The 23,893-nt window shown below is 73.4% G+C and carries 21 protein-coding genes and 1 pseudogene; 11 read left to right on the plus strand and 11 right to left on the minus strand.

Annotation, left to right across the window (positions count from 1 at the left end):
- Positions 1 to 156: 156 nt before the first annotated feature.
- Both AB0K80_RS33515 and AB0K80_RS33520 read right to left on the minus strand, forming a co-directional pair.
- Positions 157 to 1,401 (minus strand): hypothetical protein, encoded by a 1,245-nt coding sequence (locus tag AB0K80_RS33515; protein ID WP_365676274.1) that lies wholly within the window; start codon positions 1,399 to 1,401, stop codon positions 157 to 159.
- Positions 1,402 to 1,507: 106 nt separating this feature from the next.
- Positions 1,508 to 1,840, minus strand: coding sequence for a hypothetical protein (locus tag AB0K80_RS33520; RefSeq protein ID WP_365676276.1), 333 nt, complete (start codon positions 1,838 to 1,840; stop codon positions 1,508 to 1,510).
- A 319-nt stretch (positions 1,841 to 2,159) separates the two neighbouring features.
- Between AB0K80_RS33520 and AB0K80_RS33525 the strand changes: the two genes are divergently transcribed.
- The 8 genes and pseudogenes from AB0K80_RS33525 to AB0K80_RS33560 all read left to right on the plus strand — a co-directional run bounded on the left by AB0K80_RS33525 (position 2,160) and on the right by AB0K80_RS33560 (position 10,048).
- On the plus strand, positions 2,160 to 2,603 hold the full coding sequence (locus AB0K80_RS33525; RefSeq protein ID WP_365676278.1) for a hypothetical protein: 444 nt from the start codon (positions 2,160 to 2,162) through the stop codon (positions 2,601 to 2,603).
- On the plus strand, positions 2,600 to 3,358 hold the full coding sequence (locus AB0K80_RS33530) for a hypothetical protein (RefSeq protein WP_365676280.1): 759 nt from the start codon (positions 2,600 to 2,602) through the stop codon (positions 3,356 to 3,358). Before AB0K80_RS33525 ends, AB0K80_RS33530 begins: the two co-directional genes overlap by 4 nt.
- Positions 3,359 to 3,396: 38 nt before the next feature.
- Positions 3,397 to 3,786: pseudogene (locus AB0K80_RS33535) on the plus strand (roadblock/LC7 domain-containing protein); the annotation flags it as partial.
- 659 nt (positions 3,787 to 4,445) lie between these two features.
- On the plus strand, positions 4,446 to 4,820 hold the full coding sequence (locus tag AB0K80_RS33540; protein ID WP_365676282.1) for a hypothetical protein: 375 nt from the start codon (positions 4,446 to 4,448) through the stop codon (positions 4,818 to 4,820).
- A gap of 154 nt (positions 4,821 to 4,974) precedes the next feature.
- Positions 4,975 to 5,376 carry a PadR family transcriptional regulator gene (locus tag AB0K80_RS33545; protein WP_365676312.1) on the plus strand — a complete coding sequence of 134 codons (402 nt, stop codon included), beginning with the start codon at positions 4,975 to 4,977 and terminating at the stop codon, positions 5,374 to 5,376.
- Positions 5,373 to 6,374, plus strand: coding sequence for a hypothetical protein (locus tag AB0K80_RS33550; RefSeq protein ID WP_365676284.1), 1,002 nt, complete (start codon positions 5,373 to 5,375; stop codon positions 6,372 to 6,374). The genes AB0K80_RS33545 and AB0K80_RS33550 overlap by 4 nt, the downstream gene beginning before the upstream one ends.
- Positions 6,375 to 6,661: 287 nt before the next feature.
- Positions 6,662 to 7,537, plus strand: coding sequence for a universal stress protein (locus AB0K80_RS33555; protein WP_365676286.1), 876 nt, complete (start codon positions 6,662 to 6,664; stop codon positions 7,535 to 7,537).
- 93 nt (positions 7,538 to 7,630) lie between these two features.
- Positions 7,631 to 10,048, plus strand: a complete 2,418-nt coding sequence (locus AB0K80_RS33560; protein WP_365676288.1) for a glycosyl hydrolase family 65 protein — start codon at positions 7,631 to 7,633, stop codon at positions 10,046 to 10,048.
- Between the two features lie 65 nt (positions 10,049 to 10,113).
- Here AB0K80_RS33560 and AB0K80_RS33565 read toward each other — a convergent pair whose 3' ends face one another.
- From AB0K80_RS33565 to AB0K80_RS33580, 4 genes are all read right to left on the minus strand, one after another.
- Positions 10,114 to 11,478, minus strand: a complete 1,365-nt coding sequence (locus AB0K80_RS33565; RefSeq protein ID WP_365676290.1) for an FAD-dependent oxidoreductase — start codon at positions 11,476 to 11,478, stop codon at positions 10,114 to 10,116.
- Between the two features lie 114 nt (positions 11,479 to 11,592).
- Positions 11,593 to 14,223: a SpoIIE family protein phosphatase gene (locus tag AB0K80_RS33570; RefSeq protein ID WP_365676292.1), complete on the minus strand. Its 2,631-nt coding sequence runs from the start codon at positions 14,221 to 14,223 to the stop codon at positions 11,593 to 11,595.
- Between the two features lie 292 nt (positions 14,224 to 14,515).
- Positions 14,516 to 15,052 carry a hypothetical protein gene (locus tag AB0K80_RS33575; RefSeq protein ID WP_365676294.1) on the minus strand — a complete coding sequence of 179 codons (537 nt, stop codon included), beginning with the start codon at positions 15,050 to 15,052 and terminating at the stop codon, positions 14,516 to 14,518.
- Between the two features lie 28 nt (positions 15,053 to 15,080).
- On the minus strand, positions 15,081 to 15,521 hold the full coding sequence (locus AB0K80_RS33580) for an ATP-binding protein (protein WP_365676314.1): 441 nt from the start codon (positions 15,519 to 15,521) through the stop codon (positions 15,081 to 15,083).
- Positions 15,522 to 15,860: 339 nt separating this feature from the next.
- Here AB0K80_RS33580 and AB0K80_RS33585 point away from each other — a divergent pair, with 339 nt between their 5' ends.
- A complete protein-coding gene (locus tag AB0K80_RS33585; RefSeq protein ID WP_365676296.1) occupies positions 15,861 to 16,091 on the plus strand; it encodes a DUF397 domain-containing protein in 231 nt (76 codons plus the stop codon).
- Positions 16,092 to 16,208: 117 nt separating this feature from the next.
- Positions 16,209 to 17,126, plus strand: a complete 918-nt coding sequence (locus AB0K80_RS33590; RefSeq protein ID WP_365676298.1) for a helix-turn-helix transcriptional regulator — start codon at positions 16,209 to 16,211, stop codon at positions 17,124 to 17,126.
- Between the two features lie 88 nt (positions 17,127 to 17,214).
- On the opposite strand, the gene AB0K80_RS33595 is transcribed toward AB0K80_RS33590, so the two are convergent.
- From AB0K80_RS33595 to AB0K80_RS33610, 4 genes are all read right to left on the minus strand, one after another.
- The gene (locus AB0K80_RS33595; RefSeq protein ID WP_365676300.1) at positions 17,215 to 18,042 is read right to left on the minus strand and encodes an SAM-dependent methyltransferase; all 828 of its coding nucleotides are present in this window, start codon (positions 18,040 to 18,042) and stop codon (positions 17,215 to 17,217) included.
- Between the two features lie 325 nt (positions 18,043 to 18,367).
- Entirely contained in the window at positions 18,368 to 19,753 is a 1,386-nt protein-coding gene (locus tag AB0K80_RS33600) for a GH1 family beta-glucosidase (RefSeq protein ID WP_365676302.1), read from the minus strand.
- Entirely contained in the window at positions 19,746 to 20,348 is a 603-nt protein-coding gene (locus AB0K80_RS33605; RefSeq protein WP_365676304.1) for a DinB family protein, read from the minus strand. The genes AB0K80_RS33600 and AB0K80_RS33605 overlap by 8 nt, the downstream gene beginning before the upstream one ends.
- A gap of 74 nt (positions 20,349 to 20,422) precedes the next feature.
- The gene (locus AB0K80_RS33610; protein WP_365676306.1) at positions 20,423 to 20,695 is read right to left on the minus strand and encodes a hypothetical protein; all 273 of its coding nucleotides are present in this window, start codon (positions 20,693 to 20,695) and stop codon (positions 20,423 to 20,425) included.
- 202 nt (positions 20,696 to 20,897) lie between these two features.
- On the opposite strand from AB0K80_RS33610, the gene AB0K80_RS33615 reads away from it, so the two are divergent.
- Positions 20,898 to 22,583 (plus strand): hypothetical protein, encoded by a 1,686-nt coding sequence (locus AB0K80_RS33615; protein ID WP_365676308.1) that lies wholly within the window; start codon positions 20,898 to 20,900, stop codon positions 22,581 to 22,583.
- Positions 22,584 to 22,851: 268 nt separating this feature from the next.
- Here the strand turns inward: AB0K80_RS33615 and AB0K80_RS33620 are convergent, their stop codons facing one another.
- Complete coding sequence (locus AB0K80_RS33620; protein ID WP_365676310.1) at positions 22,852 to 23,544, minus strand: GAF and ANTAR domain-containing protein; 693 nt, start codon at positions 23,542 to 23,544, stop codon at positions 22,852 to 22,854.
- Positions 23,545 to 23,893 lie beyond the last annotated feature (349 nt).

Genomic DNA, 23,893 nt, shown 5'->3' on the forward strand with positions numbered 1-23,893 from the left:
GGGCGGGGCCCCCCGGCGGCGCGGCCCCGCGCCGATCCCCCCCCCCCCCCCGGCGGGGGCGTGCCGGCCCCCCTGCCCCGCCCCCCCCCCCGGGGGGCGCGGCCCCGCCTCCGGGCGGGCCCGCTCCACGGTCGTCCTCAGGTCGGTGACAGGGGCTTACGGCTCGGACCGGGCCGGCCCGGCGGCGGTGTCCTCCCGCTCGCGGGCCGGGCCGACACCCCCCGGGGACTGGTCCGCGGCCTGCGTCAGGGCCGCGGGCCGCAGGGCCTTGGCGGAGTCCCTCAGACGCTCCAGCGTCCGCGTCAGCTGCTGGAAGGGAGACGTCCCCGGCTCCTCGGGCGGCCGCCGTGCCGCGGGAAGGGCCCCGGCGGTCTCGCGGTAGGCGGCCAGCGCCTCGTGGGCCCGCTCGGCCGCCTCCCGGTACAGATCCCGGGACTTCGTCATGGCCTCCAGGGCCTCGCGGTACATGGCCACCAGCTCCCGCTGGCGGGCGAGTTCCTCCTCCACCGTGAACAGCTGCCACTCCTCCCGCAGCGCCGTGAGCGCCTCCTCGGCGCCGTCCGGCAGCGGCCGCGGCAGCGCGGCGAACCGGGTCACCGCCGCGACGAGGTCGGCCGGTTCGGTGCCGTCCAGGAAGACCGCCCGTACGGAGAAGTCCCGCGCGTCGTAGCCGGACGGCGCCGGGCTGCCGGGCAGCACCACCGCGCCGCCGCGCGGCACCTCCACGCCGACGTCCCGCAGAGCCCAGTTCACCACCCGCAGCTGCTGAGGCGCCGCGCGGTGCTCCACCACCCGGTGGCGCAGGCCGGGCGGCAGCCACCGGGTCAGCGGCACCTGGCCGCGTTCGTCGGTGGTCATGGCCTCGTGGACCACGACGTGGAGGTTCCAGCCGCTGCGCGCGGCGCTCTTCAGCAGCCGCCGTACGGCCTTGTCGTCCTGCGGTAGCGGGCTGATACCGCCGAGGGAGAGCCCGGTGGCGGTGTCACGGTCCCAGTCGCATCCGAAGCCGCCGCCCGAGCCGGAATCCGGGCCGGGCACCCGGCCTGCGTCCGAGCCGGCGTGTGTCTCCTGCGGCCAGAACTTGGTGGCGGGCGAGGGCCAGGCCGGGTTCCACGGCTGTTCGGCCTCCGCGACCAGGGTCCACGCGTGCGTGGACGGCGTCAGGCTCAGACGGGCGCGTACGATCACCCGATCGGGGGTGCGCCAACGCGCCTCGAAGACCCGATCGGACGAGTCGTCCCCGGCTGCGGGCACCTCGCGGAAGTCGTCGATGTCCTGGTTGTCCTTGAGCCGATGCAGCGAACGCCGCAGGACGTCCTCGGCGGCAGATCCGCCGTGGCGGCCGCGAGTCAGCCACACCGTGGGGGGAGTCGTGGGGCGGACGGTGGGGGAGGTCGGCATGAGTCCATGGGGGAGTGGGGGCACGTGCGCATGCCAGTATCGCCGCCGCGGCCCGGCTGTGATCACGGGGGGTCCTCCCCGGTTCCGTCCGTCGTCCGGTGCGCGCCTACCGCTGTTCACCTCCCCGGTCGGGGTGCGGCTCGCGTCCCCCGACGATGTCGGTCACGCCCGACTCGTCGGTCGTGTCCTCACCCGGGCGGGGTGTGCTGCGTCCGCCCGCCTGGCCGCCGCCCGTGCTGCCGTAGCCGCCGGGCACGCCGGGGACGCTGTCCGCGTCGGCCTGCTCGCGGCTGATGTGCCGGGTGGCGCGCACACCGGCGCGGCGCTCCGGGTACGGATAGCTGAAGGGACGCGAGGCGGCCCGCTCCTCCTCGGCCTGCCGTGCCGCCTGGGTGGTCTCGTCCGGTTCTGGAGTCTCGCCAGTCTTGCCGTCAGTCATGCGCTCCGCGTACCCCCGCCCGGCCCTGGCATGTGACCCGGTCGCGCGAACGCGCGCGGGGTGTGCGCACCGCGCGCCAGGCGGGAGGCTTTCACCCGTGGTCAGGAGCGCCCGGCGGTCACCACAATGGGCGCGAGCAGGGCCCGCCCACCATCCGCATCGGGGCGGGCCCTGCTCGCGCGGCGGGGCAGGATAGCGAACCGCAACCCCTTTCTGCGCACATTCCACGGGAAAATGCCAAGGCCCTCACCTGCGGTGAGAACGGTGCGTAGTGTCGAGCTCACGTTCGCGGTACGGCCGTTCAGGGAGGGGATCCGGCGTGCCCGGAATCGACGAGAGTCTGCTGGAAGCCATGCGACTGCCCGGTGCCCGGGGCGCCGCGGTGGTGGACTGGATCAGCGGCCTCCCCCTGGGCGCGGTCGGCGACGCACCGGGCGGCGACATCGAGGCCACGGCGGCGGAGACCGCCGAACTGGCCCGGCTGGCCGCCGAGAGCGGCACCCTGGCCGCCCCCGCCGAGCACTCCGGGCCTCCCGGGCACCCCGAGCCCCCCGGACCCGCCGCGTCCGCCGCGTCCGGCAAGGAACCTGCCGTCCAGGACCTCATCCTCACGACCACCGACTCCTACCACCTCCTGAGGTTCGTCACCACCCCGTTCGACAGCACCGTGGTCCTGCACCTGTGGCTCGACCGCCGGGACGGCAACCTGGCCCTGGCCCGCATCCGGCTGGCCGAGATGGCGGACCGCCTGGTGCTCGCATGACCGCCGCATCCCGTACGGACCAGCCCGCATCGGCCCTGCTGCAAGGTCTCGCCGCCGAACGCGCCACCGGGGCGCTGTCGACCGGGTCGGGGATCGTCTACCTCTCCGACGGGCACGTGGTCCACGCCGAGTCCGCCTGCACCCCCGACCTCGGCACCCTGCTCATCCGCGGCGGCGCCCTCGCCCCGGACGGCTGGCGGGAGGCGGTCGACCGGGCGGGGGCCCGGCACCGGGTCGGCCGGCACCTGGTCGACAGCGGCCGCATAGGCGCCGGCGCGCTCGAACTGTGCCACCTGGGCGCCCTGTTCGACGCGGCGTACTTCGCCCTCGCCCACGACAGACCGGCCGTACGGTTCCGGCGGGGCGCCGTCCACTGGCTGGGCACCCTGCGCCCCGTACCGGTCGAAGCCGTGCTGCGCGAATCGCGGCGGCGCCGGGACCTGCTGCAGCGCATCTGGCCCGAACCCGCCGTCGACACCGCGCCGCTGGCCCGGGTGCCGGGCACCGGCCCCGCCGAGCTGCCCGCCCGGCGCCGCCGGACGCTGGCCCAGGTCGACGGGGTCCGCACCGCCGCGCAGATCGCGGCGCACCTGGCCTGCCGCACCTTCCACACCCTCGTCGAACTGCGCCGTCTCGCCGCCGCCGGACTGGTCACCCCCGGGCCCCCGCCCCAGGCCCGGCCCGGGCCGGCGACCCCGGACGAGCCCGACACCGCCCTGCTGCGACGGCTCCTGCACGCCTTGGAGGCCCTGTGATCCGCGCGCGACGACAGCGTGCCGAAAGGAGACTGCTCATGGCCGTCGAGACCGACGTCCTGGACGAACTGCGTCGGCTGCGCACCCGCGTGCCCCAGCTGACGGGATCGCTCGCGGCCACCGTCGACGGACTGGTCCTCGCTCACGACGTGCCCGAGACCGAACCGGAGGGCCTGGCGGCCCTCACCGCCGCGGCCCTGGGCGTCGCCCACCGCATGGCGGACGCCGCCGCGCGCGGCGAGTTCCGCGAACTGCTGGTCCGCGGCACCCGCGGCTACGTCGCCACCTACGCGGCCGGCCCCACCGCCGTCCTCACCCTCCTGGCCGGCGACCGCGTCAACGTGGGCCGCCTGCACCTGGAGGGCCGGCGCGGCGGCGCACGGATCGCCGAGCTGGTGGCCGCCCGCATCGGCCCGGGCACCGGCCGCCACGCCGACCGCCCGGCATCCCCCACCGCCACGGCCCCTGCTCCCGTTGACCGGCGGACGGCCTCCGGCGTCACGACCCCTGCGCCTTCCGGCCGGCGGGGATCCTCCGGGGCTACGGCTCCTGCGCCTGCGGACCGTCCGGCATCTTCCGGGGTGACGGATCCCGTGCCGCCCGACCGCTCGGCATCCTCCGCCGCCCCGGCCCCCGCGCCACCCCGTCGACCCGCATTCCCAGGCCATGCATCCCCCGCACCCCTGGACCACCCCGCGCCCCCCAACCACCCGGCATCCCCCGACCACCCTGCACCCCGCGACCACCCTGCACCCTCGGCTCCCGCAGCCTCCTCGCCCGCCGACGACCGAGCACCCTACGGTCCCGACGTCCCCCCACCCCCCGACCACCCGGCACCCTCCGGTGCCGACGTCCCCGCATCTCCCGACCACCCGGCCCCGCCGCCCGGCCACCCGGCCCCGGCGCCCGCGGACCCGGCCCGCCGCATCGGCACCCTGCCGGTGCGCACCCCGCAGCGGCCCGCTCACCAGCCGCGCATCGAGCCCGGCGGCTGAGCCTCCGGCTCCCGCCCTGCCCCGGACGCCCGGACCGACCGGGCGTCCGGACCGGCCCACACCACCACCACCCGACGGAAAGGACCCCTCGCATGGCCAACCTGGAGACCGCGCTGAAGGAATGCCTGAGCTCCATCGACGGAGCCACGGCCGCCGCACTGGTCGACTACACCAGCGGCATGGCCCTCGGCACCCTGGGCGGCAGCAAGGACTTCAACCTCGAAGTCGCCGCCGCCGGCAACACCGACGTCGTACGCGCCAAGCTGCGCACGATGGAACTCCTCGGGCTGAAGGAGGAGATCGAGGACATCCTGATCACCCTGAACACCCAGTACCACATGATCCGGCTGCTCAAGGGCCGCGGCGGGAACGGCCTGTTCCTCTACCTCGTCCTCGACGCGAGCCGCGCCAACCTCGCGATGGCCCGCCACCAGCTGCGCAGGATCGAGAACGAACTGGAGGTCTGAACCGCCCCCGGGACGCGGCCGCGGGCCCTTCGCGCGAGCGACGCGCGGGGGCCCGCGGCCGTGTCACGTCCTGCACCACGAAGCCGACCGCCTACCTCAGTGCGGCGTAATATATCGGCTTCCGAGATATCATGGCCGTATGGCACCGAGACACATGACCCAGGCGGCGTTCTTCGTCCTGACCGCCCTGGCCGACCAGCCGAGGCACGGCTACGGAATCCTGCGTGAGGTCGACGAACTCTCCAACGGCACTGTGCAGTTGCGCGTCGGCACTCTGTACGGCGTACTCGACCGGCTCACCGCGGACGGGCTGATCGTCCTGGACCGTGAGGAGGTACAGCAGGGCCGGCTGCGGCGCTACTACCGCCTCACCGACGAGGGCGTGCAGGCCCTGGACGACGAGGCCGCCCGGATGGCGGCCGGGGCGAACGCGGCGCGCAAGCGCATCGCCGAAGGACGCCGGTCCCCGGGACATGCCGAAGGCGGCACCCTACGGCCCGGCACGCCCGCCACCAGGCCCGTGGCCGGGCCCGGACTCGCCGGAGGTCTCGCATGACGACGCTGCTGGAAGCGCGCTACCGCCGGGTGCTCCGCCTGCTCCCCGCCTCCTACCTCCGGGCACGGGAGGAGGAGATGGTCGAGACGTATCTGTGGGACGTCGACCGGGAGACCCAGGACCAGAGCAGGCCCACCCTGGGCGAGGTGGCCAGCGTCGCCGCCCTCGCGGTGCGCACCCGGCTGGCCGCCGCCGACGGGCCCCGGCCCTACGCCCAACTCGGCTCGGCGGCCCGGCTCTTCGCACTGTTCGCGGTCCTTCTCCAGGCGGCGTCCTCCGTCGTCGACCGAGCACTGGAACTGACCTGGGCGTCGACCGGCGGTGTCACCCGGCTGGAGATGTTCCTCTCCGGTTTCACCGGCCGCGGACTGCCCGCCGGCATCCTCACGGTCGCCACCTGGCTGCTGCCCCTGCTGTGGGCGGCCGGATACTTCGCCGTGCTGCACGACCGCCGCCGCCTCGCCCGGTTGTCGGTCCTGCTGGCCGCGCTGCCCACCCTCTGGCCGCTCCTCGCACCGCTGACGGACGCCGCGGCCCCGTCGGACCCCGCGTACGCCGCCGCCTGCGCGCTGCTCGCCTGGCTGGCCGCGCTCGCCCTGTGCGCCGCCCACCACCGCGACGCACCCCGGGCCGCCCTGCCCGGCGGTGCTCCCGGCCTCCTCTTCCTGGGCTGCTGCGTGGTGATGGGCGGCTCGGTCGTCCTGCTCCCCATCGCCGCCGACTCGGCGTGGGCACCGGCCACCGCCTTCCTCCTCGGCGGCGTCGGCTGGCTGCTCACGCGCGTACGCCGCGGCGACCAGAACACCGCCTGTGGAACCCTCGCCCTCGCCGCCCTCGGCCTGCTGATCCTCGCTGTGCGCGTCACCGCCCTGTACCCCTGGCTCGATGTACCGCTCCCCGGAGCCTTCCTCGGCGGCGCGCTGGTCCAGACGACGGGCCTCGCCCTGCTGACCCTCACCCTCACCCTCGTCGGCCGACGGGCCCTGCTGAGCCGGTGAGCGTCCGGCGTGACCGCACCCCACGGCCCGGGCGCGACGATGCGGGAAGGGCCCCATCCGCTTCTCGCGGATCCTGATTGCGCGGTGCGCGGCCGTCAACCGCTTCTCCGCGTCTTACCGGGTCCTTCCCGCCCCTCCAGCACAGCACGGCCACGGCGAAGACGCCAGGGACGAACCGCCACGGAAAGGGGCCGATCGCCCTTCCTTTCGGTCGGTCACGAGTGCGAGGGTGGCACTGGACCGTTCTGCGGTGCGCCCGCACGGCCCGGCGAAAGGCGGTGGGAACGATGCGGCTGCCCCTGGTCGTGGGTGTGGACGGATCCGAGCCCAGTCTGCTGGCGGTCGACTGGGCCGCGGACGAGGCGGCCCGGCGCGGCCTGCCGCTGCGGCTGGTGTACGCCTCCCTCTGGGAGCGCTACGAAGGGCCCGACCCCTCCGGTGAGCTCCCGCACCGGCACGGGGAGCTCCTGGCGCAGGGCATCGTCGAACGCGCCGCCGAGCGGGCCGTCAAGCGGCGGCCCGAGGTGGACGTCTCCGTCGGTGTCGTCGCCGAGGACGCGGCGACCGCGCTGCTGCGCGAGGGGCACAACGCCGCCGCGCTGGTGACCGGATCACGCGGCCGAGGTGAGCTGAAGGGCCTGCTGCTGGGCTCCGTCGGCCTGCTCGTGGCGGCGCGGGCGCACGGCCCGGTGATCGTCGTACGGGGCGACCGCGCGGGACTGGCGGGCACCCACGAGCGGATCCTGCTCGGCGCGGGGGAGCCGTCCACCGGCGCGGACGCGGTGCGGTTCGCCTTCTTCGAGGCCGAGACCCGCGGCTGCGTCCTGGACGTCGTACGGGCCTGGCGGCGCCCCGCGTACGACAGCGCCGGCCCGACCCGGCTCGCCGGGGACCCCGCGCGCCGCCACGAGGAACGGGCCGGTGCGGTGCTCGACACCCTGCTCGAGGACGTCGTCGCGGAGTACCCCGGGGTCCGGGTGCGGCGGGTGACCGTGGAGGGCCCGGCCCGCAGGGTGCTGCTGTCCCGGTCGGCCGCCGCCGACCTGGTGATCGTCGGGGCCCGGCGCCGGTCCGGGCACCGCAACCTCCAGCTGGGCCGGGTGGGGTACACCCTGCTGCACCACGCGGCCTGCCCGGTGGTGATCGTGCCGCAGCGGGTGTGACCCGGGCCGTGTGGCGCGGGCCGGGCGGGGGTACCCCGTGCGGCGCGTCCGTCGTCGCACCAGGCGCCGGACGCCGGCGGGAGGAGCCTGCACGTGACGGGCTGGACATGGGAGTACGAGGGCTACGCCCCGGCGGACGCGCGCCTCAGGGAGTCACTGTGCACCCTCGGCAACGGCTACTTCGCCACCCGCGGCGCGCTGGCCGAGTGCGCCGCCGACGACGTGCACTACCCGGGGACGTACGTGGCGGGCTGCTACAACCGGCTCACCTCGCGGGTGGCCGGCCGGCGCGTCGAGAACGAGGACATGGTCAACCTGCCCAACTGGCTGCCGCTGCGCTTCCGCGTCCCCGGCGGGCTGTGGCTCAGCCCCGACACCACGCCGGTGCTCGGCCACCGCGAGCGTCTGCACCTGTCCACCGGCGTGCTGGAACGCCTCACGCGGTACGGCCTCGGCGAGGGCCGGGTGCTGGTGGTGCGCCAGCAGCGGATCGTGCACATGGCCGCCCCGCACCTGGCCGCGCTGCGCACCGAGTTCACCGCCGAGGGCCCCGTGGGCCCGCTGGAGATCGAGGCGGCCCTCGACGGCGGCGTCACCAACGCCGGGGTGCCGCGCTACCGGGAGCTGGACGGCCGCCACCTCACCCATGTGCACACCGGAGCGGCCGGCCCCGGCACCGCGTGGCTGCGCTGCCGCACCCGGACCTCCGACATCCGCGTCGGCCTGGCCGCCCGGCTCACCGCCGACACGCCCGCCACGATCCACCAGGAGCCCGCGCGTGTCGTCCAGCGCACCCGCGTGGACCTGGCCCCCGGCTCCACCGTCACCGTCGACAAGACCGTCGCCCTGCACACCTCCCGCGACCCGGCGATCAGCGACCCGCTGCACGCCGCCGTCGACCGGGTCCGCCGCGCACCCGGCTTCGACGAGCTGCTGGCCTCCCACCGCGCGGCCTGGGCCCGGCTGTGGCGCCGCGCGGAGCTCGACGTCCCCGGCGAGGCCGGGCGCATCCTGCGGCTGCACCTCTTCCACGTCCTGCAGACCCTCTCCCCGCACACCGCCGACCTCGACGTCGGCGTGCCCGCCCGGGGCCTGCACGGGGAGGCCTACCGCGGCCACGTCTTCTGGGACGAACTGTTCGTCCTGCCCTACCTCAACCTGCACTTCCCCGAGGTCTCCCGCGCCCTGCTCCACTACCGCCACCGCCGCCTGGAACGCGCCTGCACCGCCGCCCGCGACGCGGGCCGCCGAGGCGCGATGTACCCCTGGCAGAGCGGCAGCGACGGCCGCGAGGAGGCCCAGCAGCTGCACCTCAACCCGCTGTCGGGGCGCTGGCTGCCCGACCACTCCCACCTCCAGCACCACGTCGGCTCCGCCATCGCCTACAACGTCTGGCAGTACTGCGAGGCCAGCGGCGACACGGAGTTCCTGCACACCAAGGGCGCCGAGATGCTGCTGCAGATCGCCCGTTTCTGGGCGGACGCCGCCACCTGGGACGACACCCTCAGGCGCTACCGCATCCGGGGCGTGGTCGGCCCCGACGAGTACCACGACGCCTACCCCGGCGCCCCCGGCCCCGGCCTCGACGACAACGCGTACACCAACGTCACCGCCGCCTGGGTGCTCTGCCACACCCTCGAGGTACTGCGCACCCTGCCCGAGCCGCGCCGCCGGGAGCTGGCCGAACGCACCGGCCTCGACGAGAGCGAGCTCGACCTGTGGGAGGACGTCTCGCGCGCCCTGCACGTCCCCTTCCACCGGGGCGTCATCAGCCAGTTCGAGGGGTACGGCGAACTGGCCGAGCTCGACTGGCACGGCTACCGGCAGCGCTACGGCGACATCCGGCGCCTGGACCGGATCCTGGAGAGCGAGGGCGACACGGTCAACCGCTACCAGGCCTCCAAGCAGGCCGACGTGCTGATGCTCGGCTACCTGTTCCCCCCGGCCGAACTCCAGACCCTCTTCCGCAGACTCGGCCACCGCCTCGACGAGGACACCTGGCGGCGCACCGTCGACCACTACCTGCACCGCACCAGCCACGGCTCCACCCTCAGCGGCCTGGTCCACGGCTGGGTCCTGGCCCGGGCCCGGCGGGCCGAGGCGTGGGAGTTCTGCCAGGAGGCCCTGCGGGGCGACATCGCCGACGTGCAGGGCGGCACCACCGGCGAGGGCATCCACCTCGGCGCCATGGCCGGCACCCTGGACCTCGTCCAGCGCGGCCTGACCGGCCTGGACACCCGCAGCGGCGCCCTGTGGCTGGACCCCGTCCCGCTGCCCGAGCTGTCCTCGTACACCTTCGCCCTGCGCTACCAGGGCCACTGGGGCGTGCGGCTGCGGCTGGAGCACGGGCACCTGGAGATCGCCGTGCCGTCCTCCGACTGCTCACCCATCGACATCCGGCTCCCGGACCGCTCGGTCTGCCTCCAGCCGGGGGAGTCGAGCCGCCTGCTGCTGGCCGACGACTGGCCGTACCGCCCCCACCCGGCCGCCCTGCCCGCCCGCCGAGCATAGTCACCGGGCTGCAGATAGTGGTTGGCGGCGAACGTGAACGCGTTTGATCGTCGACTTCCGCCTGTCTACGCGCCGCTCGCCCGCAGCATGTCCTCGCGCTCGACGATCTTCACGCGCTCACGGCCCTGCGGCTCGCCCAGCGCCTTCTCGGCGGCGTCCAGGCGGTACCAGCCCTCCCAGGTCGTGAAGCGCACGCCGTGCTCGGCGAGGAACGCGTCCACCGCCTCCGGAGCGGGCGAGACGGGCGTGTGCAGACGGCCGTGGGTGAAGTCGTCCAGCAGGTTGGCCACCGTCTCGTTGGCGTCGCCCTTGGTGTGGCCGATCAGGCCCACGGGGCCACGCCGGATCCAGCCGGTGACGTACGTCGACTGCACGTGCTCGCCCGTCTCGCCGATGACCCGGCCGCCCTCGTCCGGGACGGTGCCCGTCTCCAGGTCCCAGGGCAGCTTGGGGAGCTTGTCGGACAGGTAACCCACCGCCCGGTACACGGCGGTGACGTCCCAGTCCTTGAACACGCCGGTGCCCCGCACATTGCCGGTGCCGTCGAGCTCGGTGCGCTCGGTGCGCAGGCCGACCACCCTGCCGTCCTCGCCGAGGATCTCCACCGGCGACTCGAAGAAGTGCAGGTACAGCTTGTGCGGCCGGTCGCCGGCGTCGCGGATCGCCCAGTTCTCCAGGGTCTTGGCCACCATGTCGGCCTGCTTGTTGCCGCGCCGGGTGGCGATCGAGCCCTCGTCGTAGTCGATGTCCTCGGGGTCGACGATGACCTCGATGGTCGGGGAGTGGTCCAGCTCGCGCAGCTCCATCGGGCTGAACTTCGCCTGCGCCGGGCCCCGTCGGCCGAACACGTGGATCTCCTTGGCCCGGTTGGCCTTCAGACCCTCGTAGACGTTCGGCGGGATCTCCGTCGGCAGCAGTTCGTCCGCCGTCTTGGCCAGGATCCGCGCCACGTCCAGCGCCACGTTGCCGACACCGAGCACCGCGACCTTCTCCGCCTCCAGCGGCCAGGTGCGCGGCACGTCAGGGTGCCCGTCGTACCAGGACACGAAGTCGGCGGCGCCGTACGAGCCGTCCAGGTCGATGCCCGGGACGGGCAGCGCCCGGTCGGCCATCGCCCCGGTGGCGAAGATCACGCCGTCGTAGAACGCCCGCAGGTCGTCCAGACCGATGTCGGTGCCGTAGTCCACGTTGCCGAACAGCCGGATCTGCGGCTTGTCGAGCACCTGGTGCAGGGCCGTGATGATGCCCTTGATCCGCGGGTGGTCGGGCGCGACGCCGTACCGGATCAGCCCGAACGGCGCCGGCATCCGCTCGAAGATGTCGATGGACACGCCGGGTTCGGCGGCCACCTCGGACTTGAGCAGGGCGTCGGCGGCGTAGATCCCGGCGGGGCCGGATCCGACGATGGCTACCCGCAGGGGGCGGGGCATGGTCAGGTTCCCTTCGAGCGGCGGAAAACGATCTCGCGGGAAGCCTAAACTAAGGCATGCCTAAGTCGGTACGAGGGTCCGCTCTATGAGCCCATAAGCCGATGTTATGACCGATCAGGGCAGTGGCTGCTCGGCCCAGATGACCTTCCCCGCGGGCAGGTAGCGGGTGCCCCAGCGCTCCGCCAGCTGGGCGACGAGGAACAGGCCCCGCCCGCCCTCGTCGGTCATGGTCGCGTACCTCAGGTGCGGGGAGGTGCTGCTGCTGTCGAAGACCTCGCAGATGAGGTTCCGGTCCCGCAGCACCCGGACGTGGATGGGTTCGGCGCCGTACCGGATCGCGTTGGTGACCAGCTCGCTCAGGATCAGCTCCGTGGTGAACGTCAGCTCGTCCAGGCCCCACCGGGCCAGCTGCCGGGTGACCGCCGCGCGCACCTCGGCGACGGCCGCGGGGTCGCCCGGTACGGACCACTCGGCGACCTGGCCGGCGGCGAGCGCCCGGGTGCGCGCGACGATCAGCGCGATGTCGTCGCTCGCCCGGACCGGACGCCGGGCCTCCAGCACCGCCCGGCACGTCTCCTCGGGTGACTCACCGGCCCGGGACAGCGCCTCGCGCAGCAGCTCCAGGCCGACGTCGATGTCCCGCTGCCGGTCCTCGACGAGCCCGTCGGTGTACAGCACGAGCCGGCTGCCCTCCGCCAGCTCCAGCTCGGCCGTCTCGAACGGCAGGCCGCCCAGCCCCAGCGGGGGACCGGCGGGCACGTCCAGGTACTCCACCCCGCCGTCGGGCCGGATCAGGGCCGGCGGGGGATGACCGGCACGGGCGATGGTGCACCGCCGGGAGACCGGGTCGTAGACGGCGTACAGGCAGGTCGCGCCGGTGACGGGGGCCGTGGCGCCCTCCTCGGCCTCGTCCTGGTCGATGCGGCCGACCAGCTCGTCGAGCAGCGCTATCAGCTCGTCGGGCGGCAGGTCGAGCGCGCTGAAGTTGTGCACCGCGGTCCGCAGCCGCCCCATCGTCGCCGCCGCGTGCAGTCCGTGGCCGACGACGTCGCCGACCACCAGGGCCACCCGCGCGCCGGACAGCGGCAGCACGTCGAACCAGTCGCCGCCCACCCCGGCCTGCGCGGGCAGGTACCGGTAGGCGACGTCCAGGGCGTCCTGCTCGGGCAGGGTGCGGGGGAGCAGGCTGCGCTGCAGCGTGACCGCCATGCTGTGCTCGCGGGTGTAGCGGCGGGCGTTGTCGATGGAGACGGCGGCCCGGGCCACCAGCTCCTCCGCCAGCGCCAGTTCCTCCGCGTCGAACGGCGCGGGCTTCTCGCACCGCCAGAAGCTGACCACGCCGAGCACCAGGGCACCGGCCCGCAGCGGCACGGTGATCAGCGAGTGGATGCCGTACTCCACGACCTGCCCGGAGCGCTCCAGGTCCTGTGCCTGCCAGCCGGGGGCGGCGGCGAGCCGCGGCTCCAGGACGGCCCGGCCCTCGGCGAGGCTCCGGCCCTGCGGGGAGGAGCCGACGAACCGGATCTGCTCGCCCACCGGGTACAGCGGGGCGTCCTTGCGGATACCGCTCAGCGCGGTGCGGCGCAGCGCCGCGGCGGCGTCAGGCTGCCCGCCGGCCAGCACCGCGTCGAAGAGGTCCACCGAGCAGAAGTCCGCGAACCGGGGTACGGCCAGCTCCGTCAGCTCCTCGGCGGTACGGGTCACGTCCAGGCTGGTGCCGATGCCCACCCCGGCGTCGTACAGCATGTTGAGCCGCTCGCGCGCCGCCTCCGCCCGGCCGGACAGGGCCCGCAGCTCGGTGGAGTCGCGCAGCGTGGCCACGCTGCCCGGCGGGCCTCCGGTGCGGTCCGTGGGACGCTGGTTGATGGCCAACAGCCGGTCCCCGACCCGGTGCACCTCGTCCGTCGCGACGCGACCGGAGGCGAGCAGGGCGGCGGTGCCGGGATCCAGACCGAGGTCGAGTACGTGGCGTCCCTCGGCGTCGGCGGGCAGACCGAGCAGGCGGTGCGCCTCGTCGTTGGCGAGCAGCAGGGTGCCCCCGTCGTCGAGGATGATCACGCCCTCCCGGACGGCGTGCAGGACCGCGTCGTGGTGCTCGTACATCCGGGTCATCTCGTGCGGGCCCAGACCGTGCGTCTGGCGCAGCAGCCTCCTGCTGACCAGTCCGGCCCCGCCGGTGGCCAGGGCGAGCGCCGCCGCTGCGGCGGCCAGCAGGAGCGGCAGCTGTTCGTTCGCCTCGACACCGACGTGCTCGGTGGTGATGCCCGCCGACACCAGACCGACGACCCTGCCGTCGGGGTCCTTCACGGGCACCACCGCCTGGACGAGCCGGCCGATGGTGCCCGTGACCTCCTCGGTCACGGGCCGCCCGGCCAGCGCGGGCGCGATGGTGCCGACGAACCTCTTGCCGATGCGGTCCCGCTTCGGGTGCGTGTAGCGGATGCCGTCGGTGTTCATGACGACGACGAAGTCGACCTCGGCCAGCTTGCGGGCCGCCTCGGCGCGCGGCTGGAGTACGGCGGTCGGGTCGGAGTCGTCCAGTGCCTCACGGGTGCCCGGCGCGTTGGCGAACGTCTCCGCGACGGCGAGGGAGCGGTTGCGTGCCTCGCGGGTGGTGTCGTGCCGCACCTGGAGCACGAGCGCGACCGCGGCGGCCACCACCAGCAGCAGCACGATCACGACATGCAGCAGGAACACTTGTCCGGCGACGCTGCGCCCGCCCAGCACCGACCGCAGCCCCGCCATCGGATGCCACCGCGTCCGGCCCGCCGCCCGCCGCCGCCCATCGGACGGCAGTCCGCCGGGCCGCAGGGAAGACCGAGTCCCGGATCGACCCAAGAGTCGGACCATGTGCCATGTCTACACTGCCGCGCTCCCGGAGGCGAGAGCGTCACCCGTGGTGACAGGCGGTTCTCACGGTTTCGTCACCGACGGCCGCCCCCGCGTCCACCTCACGGCACACGCGCCGGTCCTCGCCGCTCGCCGCACCCTCTGCGCCAGGCCCGTCCAGGTCGGCGTGCCGCCCAGTGCGCTTGGGTCACTCGGCCAGCGAGCGGGCGAGTTCCGTCGTCGCCCGGGCGATCTCGGTGTCCTCGTCGGCCAGCAGCCGGTTCAGGTCCTCGCGCCGGTCGCGGACCGCCTGCCGGGCCGCCCGCTCCCACACCACCGGGTTCTCACGGTGATTGAGCAGCTTGGGATAGACCGCGGCCGTGCTCTCCCACTGGCGGGCCTCGGCGATGTTCTTCAGCAGCTGGATGATCTGTGCCCGGCACGTCACCTGGGGCAGCTGGGCGAGCTCCCACAGGAAGGGCACCGTGGCGGCGGTCGCCTGCTCGACGACGAAGCCGAACTGGCAGATCCGCTTGCGCAGATCGCCCAGCGCGGCCCGAGCGGTGTCGGCGTCGCCCCAGGCGATGCCGTTGAGCAGCAGCGGAATGGCCGCTGCGGAGCCGGTGGAGTCCTGGATGTCGCCCCAGGGCACACGGTCCAGTGCCATCAGGGGTGTGGCCCGTGCCACCCCTTGGGGCGACTCGGGGCGCTCGCTGCTCGGCTGGTGTGTCGAAGCGCTGCGCATGGCGGGTGCCTTTCCGCGGCAGTCGTGGTCAGGTGGGTGGACGGGTCGGCAACCGGGCCCAGACCGTCTTGCCCGACGGCGGGGTCGGGGACCAGCCCCATGCCTCGGACAGGGCGTCGACGATGCACAGGCCCCGGCCGTGCTCCTGCAGGGCGGAGCCGGCGCCGGGCGCGTACACGGGCGGGTTGTCGTCGGGGTCGGAGACGCTGAGCAGCAGGTGGGCGGGGTCCAGGCGGAACCCGAGCCGGATCTCAGGCGCGCCCCCGGCCGGCGGCAGGGCGTGCGCGGCGTGCGTCGCGGCGTTCGCGGCGAGCTCGGTGATCACGAGAGTGGCGTCGTCGCAGCAGTGGTCCAGTGACCACCCGTGCAGCGTGTCGCGCGTGAAGGACCGGGCCCGGGCGAATCCCTCCCGGTCGCACGGGACGCGCAGTGCGGCCGTGGCGGACGTGACGCTCGCGGTCTTCGGCATCGGGAGCGGCTCCTCGTACGACAGGGGCGTGTAGGGGCCGCGCGGGAGTGAGCCGCCGATGCGGTGGGCACCCGCGTACGCCACGGTGCCGCTCGGCGGCCCGAGCACGGGATGCGCAGGTGATGACACGGCATCTCCCTGATGCGACGTCAGGATCCGGCGTCGCCTCGGGGGTTGACGCCACGGCTATTATCCACGCTGACAACGCTCGCGTGCAATTGCACGAGAAATTGCGCCAAGTTCGCGCGGGGCGTCATGCGGCTCGCCGGACGGGCCGTCCCGGGGCGGACGGCCGGGCGCGGGCACACGGCGTGCAATCCGAACAGCAAGGAGACTGCGGTGCCACCAGTGCGGAACGGAGTGCGGGCCAGTTCGTTGGGCGCCCGCTGGATCAAGAGCCGGCACAGCAACGCCGAGGGCAACTGCGTCGAGGTCGCCCCTCTCGCGGACGGCGGTATCGCGATGCGCAACTCGCGCGACCCCGACGGGCCCGCTCTCGTCTACACGGCGGCGGAGGTCGCGGCGTTCCTGGCCGGCGCGAAGGACGGCGAGTTCGACCACCTTGTGTGAGTCCCGAACCGGAACCCAACTCCCCACTTTTCGGGGGCAGCTGGTGGGTGGATGCGATGAGACCCGGCGGAGTGCGATAGTGTAAGTCGCCCATGTGCCGGTCTGCTGGGAGCTCTGATGTCCGCCGCGTCGCATCGCATCTCCCGCCTGGAACCCTATCTGGACAGGTCCGAGCCGGCTCCGACTCTGCTGAAGATGCTGGTCGGAGTGCAGCTCGCAGGCTTCCGTGAGGATGCCGGGTACGCCCAGGACCAGGCGGCACGCGAAGTCGGGTTCAGCCCGGCGAAACTGTCCCGCATCGAGTCCGGCAAGAGCCGCCGCCCGCCGTCGGAGAGCGACGTCACCGCCCTGCTGCGGCTGTACGGCACCGACCCGTACGAGTCCTCGGTGCTGCTGCGCCTGCTGCGCCGCGCCGGGGAGCCCGGCTGGTGGCAGCGCTACGACAAGCGGCTGATGCCGGAGTGGTTCGAGCGCCTGGTGGGCCTGCAGGAGGCCGCGGCCACGATCCGTACCTTCGAGATCCAGTACGTGCCCGGCCTGCTCCAGACACCCGCCTACACCCGGGCCGTGGTGGAGCGCGGCCTGCCGAACGCGTCGGCCGGCGAGGTGGAACGCCGGGTCGAACTGCGCACCCGTCGCGCCCAGTTGCTGCTCAGGGCGGACGCCCCGCAGCTGTGGGCGGTGCTCGACGAGTCGGTGCTGCTGAGGGTGCTGGGCAGCCGCGCGGTGATGCGCGACCAGCTGACGCACCTGATCGAGATGGCCGAGCGTCCCAACGTCACGGTGCAGATCGTGCCGCTCGGCGTCACCAACGCCTCGGCTCCCGCGATCCCGGTCACCTACCTGCGCTTCGGCGGCCTGGACCTGCCCGACGTGGTCTACCTGGAGCAGATGAGGAGCGCCACCTTCCTCGAGGACCGCGACGAGACGGAGGACTACCGGATCGCGCTGGACCGCCTGGCGGACGAGGCCCTCCAGCCGCGCGAATCCCTGGAGTTGCTGCGTACGACGAGGGACCAGCGCTACCCGGCCTAGCCCGCACCGGCACAAGCGCCGGCACCGACGCACCACGAGAACGCCCCTGCGGGCCCTGGCCGCAGGGGCGTTGCCGTCGCTCGGGGGCTCAGCCCTCCAGCGGAATCCGTCCGACCCCGCCGAACTCGATCCACTCATGGGTGAGCTGACGGGGCGTCACTTCCGAGTCGGGGCGCCAGGTGGACACCTCAACCAGCCCCGGCTCGAGGATCTCCAGACCGTCGAACAACTGCTCCACGTCCTTCTCCTCGCGCACCCGGCCCCAGTGCCCCTGGGTCGCCTTGTCCATGAAGTCGGTGACGAAGGCGCGGACCTCGGGGTTCTCGCTGACCAGCTGGCACATGACCATGAAACTGCCCGGCGCGAGCCGCTCCCGGACCCGGCGGGCCACCGCGAGCGGTCCGTCGGTGTCGCTGTCCGGGATGCAGTGGAACACCGAGTTGAACAGCACGCACACCGGCTGCGAGAAGTCGATCAGCCGCTTGGTCTCGGGGTGCTCGCATATCCCGTCGGTGTCCCGCAGGTCCGCCTGTATGACCGCGGTGCGGTCGTCCTGCTCCAGCAGGGCACGGCCGTGGACCAGCACCATCGGGTCGTTGTCCACGTACACCACGTGGGTCGTGGGGTCGATGCGCTGGGCGACCTGGTGCACGTTGTCCTGGGTGGGCAGCCCCGATCCGTGATCGAGGTACTGCCGGATCCCGTACTCCTCGGTGAGGGTCCGCACGACCCGCTGGAGGAAGCGCCGGTTGTTCAGGGCAAGGCGGCGCGTGCTGGGCACGACCTTGTCGAGTTCCTCGCACGCGGCACGGTCGGCCGCGTAGTTGTCCTTGCCGCCCAGGTAGTAGTCGTACATCCGCGCGGCCGTCGGCACACTGGCGTCGATCTGCGTGGACACTTGCTTGTCGATGGGCATCGTTCCCCCTGCTTGGCGCCGCGCCAACTGGACTGGCATGACAGGGAGTACATCCTAGGGAGCCGGACTCGGGCGGTGCCAGCCCGCTGGCGAAGCCGGCCACGGAAGACCGGCCCGTGATCGTTGCGAGGCGGGAGAGAGCAGGTCCGGGCCGCGGACACCCACCACGTCGACTGCAACACCCGGCTGGGCACGGCGACGGCCGCCGAGGCGCTCAAACAGACCTTCGGCTGCGACGGACAGCCCGGCTCTCACGAGGACGTCGACCCACGCCGACACGATCGCCCTCTTCGGCCACACCATGCCCTGTGGACCAACACCCTGATCACCGCCGTCTGAGCCGGTCGGCGATCACCGCCCGGTACCAGTGGTAGCTGTCCTTCGGCATCCGCTCCTGCGTGGCGTAGTCGACCCGGACGATCCCGAACCGCTTGTCGTAGCCGAACGCCCACTCGAAGTTGTCCAGCAGGGACCACACGTAGTAGCCGCGCACGTCCACACCCGCGTCCATCGCCGCCCGCAGCGCGCTGAGGTGGTCGCGCAGGTAGGCGATGCGGTCGGTGTCGTGCACCGCCCCGTCGGCGCCGACCTCGTCGTCCTCGGCGGAGCCGTTCTCGGTGACGAGGATCGGCGGCAGCGCCTGGCCGTACCGCTCCTTGAGGCCCACCAGCAGGTCGGTGAAGGTGCCGGGGGCGACGGGCCAGCCCATCGCGGTGTGCCGGACCTGCGGCATCCGCACCTCCTCGTAGCGGTTGTCCGTCGCCACGCGCCGCGCGGGGTCGCTCTCGCGGTACGGGGCGTCGGCGACGACGATCGGCCGGTAGTAGTTGATGCCGAGGAAGTCCAGCGGCTGCGAGATCAGCTCCAGGTCGCCGTCGAGGCGGAAGTCCTGGCCGGTGATCAGTTCGCCCCAGGTGTCCTCCTCCGTCGCCGGATAGCGGCCCGCCAGAATCGGCTCGGTCCACACCAGGTTGTGCTGGGTGTCGGCGCGGGCCACGGCCGCCCGGTCAGCGGGGGAGCCGGTGGCCGGCAGGTGGTGGTCGAGGTTCAGGGTGATGCCCACCTCGCGCACCCCGGCCGCCCGCAGCGCCCGCACGGCCAGACCGTGGCCGACCAGGAGGTGGTGGGCGGCGGCCAGCGCGCCTCGGCCCTCGCGGGCGCCGGGCGCGTGCCGTCCCACGGAGTAGCCGAGGAAGGCGCTGCACCAGGGCTCGTTGAGGGTGATCCAGCGCGGCACGCGGTCGGCCAGGTGCTCGGCGACGACGGCGGTGTACTCGGCGAACCGCTCCGCCGTCGGGCGCACCCGCCAGCCGCCCCGATCCTCCAGGGCCTGCGGCAGATCCCAGTGGTAGAGGGTGACGGCGGGCTCCACACCGGCCGCGAGGAGCTCGTCGACCAGGCGGGAGTAGAAGTCCAGCCCCTTGGGGTTCACCGGACCGGATCCGCCGGGCACGATGCGCGGCCAGGCGATCGAGAAGCGGTACGAGTCCACGCCCAGGTCCCGCAGCAGGGCCACGTCCTGCGGATAGCGGTGGTAGTGGTCGCAGGCCACGTCACCGGTGTCGCCGTTCGCCACCAGGCCGGGCGTGTGGCTGTAGGTGTCCCAGATCGACGGGCCGCGGCCGTCCTCCCGTACCGCACCCTCGATCTGGTACGCGGCGGTCGCGGCGCCGAACACGAAACCGGGCGGGAAAGCGGGGACGTCACTCATCGGCGGTGCCCCCCGCCTGCCGCGCCGCCTGCTCCACCCGGCCCCGGTGCTCGGCCCAGCTCGCTTCGTCGTCCGACGGCAGGCTGGTCCTGCCCGCCAGCAACCCGGCCGATCCGTCGATGAGTTCACGGACGATGTCGGCGTGGCCGGCGTGCCGCTGGGTGTCGCCGAGAACCCGCACCAGGACCTGGTGCAGGGTGACCTCGCTGCGTTCCTCCGGCCACCAGGGGACCCGGCCGGCCGCGTCCAGGGGCAGGTCGGCGATCGTGGCGTCGGAGTGCCGCCACACCCGGCGGTACAACCTGGTGATCTCAGCGCTCGACTCGTCCGCGGTGGCCCACATGTCCGCGTACGGGTCGTCGTCCACCTGTTCCCAGGAGGGCGGCTGACCGGGGAACGGCCGTGCGAACGTGTCGCCGAAGTACCCCATCTCCACCCCGGCCAGGTGCTTGACCAGCCCCAGCAGGTTGGTGCCGGTCGGCGTCAGCGGGCGCCGCATGTCGTACTCGGACAGACCCTCCAGCTTCCACACCAGCGCGTCGCGGGCCTCTTGCAAAGAGCGGAGCAGGTCCGCCTTCGCGTCAGATTCGATCATGCGGCCAGTGTGTCACCCGCCACTGACAACCGGCCCGACTCCGGCCGGATGCAGGGACTTTGCCCGGGCCGCGTTCAGTCGGCGGGCCGGCGCAGCGCCTCCCGCACCGCGGCCTCGACGGCGCCGCGCGGCTCGCCCTGCTCCCTGGCGTACTCGGCCAGGGCCGCCTGGGCGTCACGGGCGAGGTCACGCCAGGCGCGCAGGGCGGTCTCGTAGGTGTCGGTCTGCGCCCTGGTCCACTTGGTGTGTGCCGGAGGCCCGTACTGGTCGCGCAGCTCTTCGACCCTGTTGTGCGCCTGCTCTGCCGCGCGCTGCACCGCGACCAGCTCTTCGAAGCTGTGTGCCACGCGCCGGATTGTTGAGCAGACCGCCGCGTCCCCTCGCTCGCCACGCCGCCCAGCAGCGCGCGAAGGCGCGGTTCACCCGTCCGGAGGCACACTGTGTCGAAAGAATGTGCAGTGACGTCATCGCTCAGCGAAGGCGTGCGCACAGCTTTTAATCTGCCTTTCCGTATGCCCAGGGGAATCCGCCGGGACGGGAGAGAAGAACATGGACGACTACTACGATCTCGGCACCCACACCCGTCCCGTGACCTGCGGCTCCGCCGTCGCCCAGCGCTGGTTCGACCGCGGCCTGATGTGGACGTACGCGTTCCACCACGAAGAAGCCGTCGCCTGTTTCGAAAAAGCGGCCGACGCCGATCCAGGCTGCGCCATGGCCTACTGGGGAATCGCCTACGCTCTCGGCCCGAACTACAACAAGCCCTGGGAATTCTTCGACCAGGACGAACTCGTCAGCACGGTCGAACGCACCCACACCGCGGTGGAACGCGCACACGCCGAAACCACGGGCGCGACCCCGGTCGAACAGGCCCTCATCGACGCGCTGCGCGCCCGCTATCCCCGGTCCCGTCCCGTCGAGGACTGCTCGGTGTGGAGCGAGGCGTACGCGGACCGTATGCGGCAGGTGTACGACCTGGCACCCGACGACCCCGACATCGCCACGCTGTACGCCGACGCGCTGATGAACCTCACCCCGTGGCAGCTGTGGGACATCAGGACCGGCACACCGGCCGCCGGTGCCCGCACGCTGGAGGCGAAGGCCGTGCTGGAAAGGGCCCTCGGCGGTGAGGCGGGCGCCCGCCACCCCGGCATCCTGCACCTGTACATCCACCTGATGGAGATGTCCCCGGCCCCGGAGACGGCACTGCCCGTCGCCGACCGGCTGCGCGGAGCCGTGCCCGACGCCGGGCACCTGCACCACATGCCCTCCCACCTCGACGTCCTGTGCGGTGACTACCGCCGGGTGGTGTCCGACAACACCGCCGCGATCGCCGCCGACGAGAAGGTCCGCCGACGGGCCGGCGCGATGAACTTCTACACCCTCTACCGGGCGCACAACCTGCACTTCAAGATCTACAGCGCGATGTTCCTCGGCCAGTCGCGGGTCGCCCTGGACACCGCCGCGGATCTCGAGGCCGCCGTCCCCGAGGAGCTGCTGCGGGTGCAGAGCCCGCCGATGGCCGACTGGCTCGAGGGCTTCCTGGCCATGCGCGTCCACGTCCTGGTCCGCTTCGGCCGCTGGGACGACATCCTGGCCCTGCCGGCCCCCGCGGACCTGGAGCTGTACTGCGTCACCACCGCGATGCGGCACTACGCCCGTGGCGTCGCCCTCGCGGCGACCGGCCGGACCGACCGGGCGGAGGGGGAGCGTGAGGCGTTCCGTGCCGCGGTGGAGCGGGTCCCGCAGAGCCGGATGCTGTTCAACAACACCTGCCGGGACATTCTCGCGGTCGCGGCGGCCATGCTGGACGGCGAGCTCGCGTACCGCCAGGGCGACCACGACGCGGCCTTCGCCGCGCTGGAGCGCTCCATCGAACTGGACGACACCCTGCCCTACGACGAGCCCTGGGGCTGGATGCAGCCCACCCGGCACGCCTACGGCGCGCTGCTGCTGGAGCAGGGCCGGGTGCAGGAGGCGGAGGCGGTCTACCGCGCGGACCTGGGCCTCGACGACACCCTGCCGCGTCCCCAGCAGCACCCCGGCAACGTCTGGGCGCTGCACGGTTTCCACGAGTGCCTGCTGCGCACCGGCAGGACCGGCGAGGCCGCCATCGTGGCCCAGCAGCTCAAGCTGGCCACCGCACTGGCCGACGTACCGATCCAGGCCTCGTGTTTCTGCCGCCTGGAACCCGCCCCGCAGGCCGCCGGCCCGGACGCCTGTCACTGCCACTGAGGCGCGGCACGCGGCTGAGTCGCGAGGGCAGCACCCAGGGCGGGCCCGAGGGCAGGGCCCCCGCCCAGGTGCGACCCGGGGGGGAGCCCGCGCGTGGCGGTGCCGTGGCTACGGTCCGAACCACGGCACCTCACGGAAACGCTTCTGCAGCAGCGTCTCCGCGTCCTGTCCGCGTACCCCTTTTCCCCAGGTTGCCCGGCATTCGTTGCCCGGCATCGTTCGGCGTCGCCGCGTCAGCCCTTCGCGGGAAGTGCCTTCCGGAGGGGCATCAGCCCTCCTTGGCGGCTTCCTCCCGGATGGACTGCGCCACATCACGGAGCTTGATGTTGTGGTGCTGGGAGATGCGGCGCAGCACGTCGAAGGCGTCCTCCTCGCTCAGACCGTGCCGCTCGCGCAGGATGCCCATGGCCTCGCCGATGGCGTGCCGGGTCTCCAGGGCGTGTTCGAGCTGGTCGACCGTGCGGGCGCTGGCCAGGGCGACGGCCGCGTGGGAGGCGAGCAGCCAGCCTGCGGTCTCGCTGTCGGAGGTGAACACACCGGGGCGGTGGGAGTACAGGTTCAGCGCCCCGAAGTCCTCCTGCCGGGTGTACAGCAGGAAGCCCATCATGCTGCCGATGCCCAGGTCACGGGCCGCGGGTGCGAAGCGCGGCCAGTCCGGCTGGGGGCTCGTCATGTCGGCGATGCGGAACAGCTTCTCGCCGTTGACGCGGCGAGCGGCGTCGAAGCAGGGCCCCTCACCGAGCTCGCCCTGCAGCCGGTCGGACTTCTCGACCACGTCGCCGCAGGCGGAGAGGGTCACGGCGCGGCCCTTGCTCAGCGCCAGGATGCCCGCCGCGTCGCAGCCGTCGATCAGCTTCACGGCCGCCGCGGAGATCTCGTCGAGCGTGGCCTGGGTGGAGCCCTGAGCCAGCAGATGCCGGGCGAGCCTGGCCATCTGTTCGGCGAATTCGGACCACTCCATGGGTACCCACCGTCCCGCTCGTCACACCGCTGCCCCGCTGTAGGACCCAGGTCCGTGCGTCGGGCCGGGCCGCCGTGCCCGCCCAGGACCGGCGCACAGCGCGCGGCCGGGCGCCGGCGTCGCACGCCGGCACGACTGCCGTCTCTGGCAGCCTACCTCCGGGCTCCGGCCGCCGCCGCGCCGGGCCGTTGCCACCGGCAACGGCTGCGCCGTGCGGAACGCTGCGGTCCCGCGGCCGCCGGGGGCCCGGCGGGGGGGGGCGGGGGGGGCGAGCGGCGCCGCGAGTGCCCCCCGCGGGCGCCGGGGGCCCCCGGGGGGGGGTGGGGCCGGGGGACACACCCCGAGCCCG

The sequence above is a fragment of the Streptomyces sp. NPDC052682 genome (assembly GCF_040678435.1).
Classification (GTDB): Bacteria; Actinomycetota; Actinomycetes; order Streptomycetales; family Streptomycetaceae; genus Streptomyces.

What these genes read in the sequence shown, in the direction of transcription:
- AB0K80_RS33515 (WP_365676274.1), bottom strand. Translation starts at nt 1,401, where the DNA reads ATGCCGACCTCCCCCACCGTCCGCCCCACGACTCCCCCCACGGTGTGG.
- AB0K80_RS33520 (WP_365676276.1), bottom strand. Translation starts at nt 1,840, where the DNA reads ATGACTGACGGCAAGACTGGCGAGACTCCAGAACCGGACGAGACCACC.
- AB0K80_RS33530 (WP_365676280.1), top strand. Translation starts at nt 2,600, where the DNA reads ATGACCGCCGCATCCCGTACGGACCAGCCCGCATCGGCCCTGCTGCAA.
- AB0K80_RS33540 (WP_365676282.1), top strand. Translation starts at nt 4,446, where the DNA reads ATGGCCAACCTGGAGACCGCGCTGAAGGAATGCCTGAGCTCCATCGAC.
- AB0K80_RS33545 (WP_365676312.1), top strand. Translation starts at nt 4,975, where the DNA reads ATGACCCAGGCGGCGTTCTTCGTCCTGACCGCCCTGGCCGACCAGCCG.
- AB0K80_RS33550 (WP_365676284.1), top strand. Translation starts at nt 5,373, where the DNA reads ATGACGACGCTGCTGGAAGCGCGCTACCGCCGGGTGCTCCGCCTGCTC.
- AB0K80_RS33555 (WP_365676286.1), top strand. Translation starts at nt 6,662, where the DNA reads ATGCGGCTGCCCCTGGTCGTGGGTGTGGACGGATCCGAGCCCAGTCTG.
- AB0K80_RS33565 (WP_365676290.1), bottom strand. Translation starts at nt 11,478, where the DNA reads ATGCCCCGCCCCCTGCGGGTAGCCATCGTCGGATCCGGCCCCGCCGGG.
- AB0K80_RS33570 (WP_365676292.1), bottom strand. Translation starts at nt 14,223, where the DNA reads ATGGCGGGGCTGCGGTCGGTGCTGGGCGGGCGCAGCGTCGCCGGACAA.
- AB0K80_RS33575 (WP_365676294.1), bottom strand. Translation starts at nt 15,052, where the DNA reads ATGCGCAGCGCTTCGACACACCAGCCGAGCAGCGAGCGCCCCGAGTCG.
- AB0K80_RS33580 (WP_365676314.1), bottom strand. Translation starts at nt 15,521, where the DNA reads ATGCCGAAGACCGCGAGCGTCACGTCCGCCACGGCCGCACTGCGCGTC.
- AB0K80_RS33590 (WP_365676298.1), top strand. Translation starts at nt 16,209, where the DNA reads ATGTCCGCCGCGTCGCATCGCATCTCCCGCCTGGAACCCTATCTGGAC.
- AB0K80_RS33595 (WP_365676300.1), bottom strand. Translation starts at nt 18,042, where the DNA reads ATGCCCATCGACAAGCAAGTGTCCACGCAGATCGACGCCAGTGTGCCG.
- AB0K80_RS33600 (WP_365676302.1), bottom strand. Translation starts at nt 19,753, where the DNA reads ATGAGTGACGTCCCCGCTTTCCCGCCCGGTTTCGTGTTCGGCGCCGCG.
- AB0K80_RS33605 (WP_365676304.1), bottom strand. Translation starts at nt 20,348, where the DNA reads ATGATCGAATCTGACGCGAAGGCGGACCTGCTCCGCTCTTTGCAAGAG.
- AB0K80_RS33615 (WP_365676308.1), top strand. Translation starts at nt 20,898, where the DNA reads ATGGACGACTACTACGATCTCGGCACCCACACCCGTCCCGTGACCTGC.
- AB0K80_RS33620 (WP_365676310.1), bottom strand. Translation starts at nt 23,544, where the DNA reads ATGGAGTGGTCCGAATTCGCCGAACAGATGGCCAGGCTCGCCCGGCAT.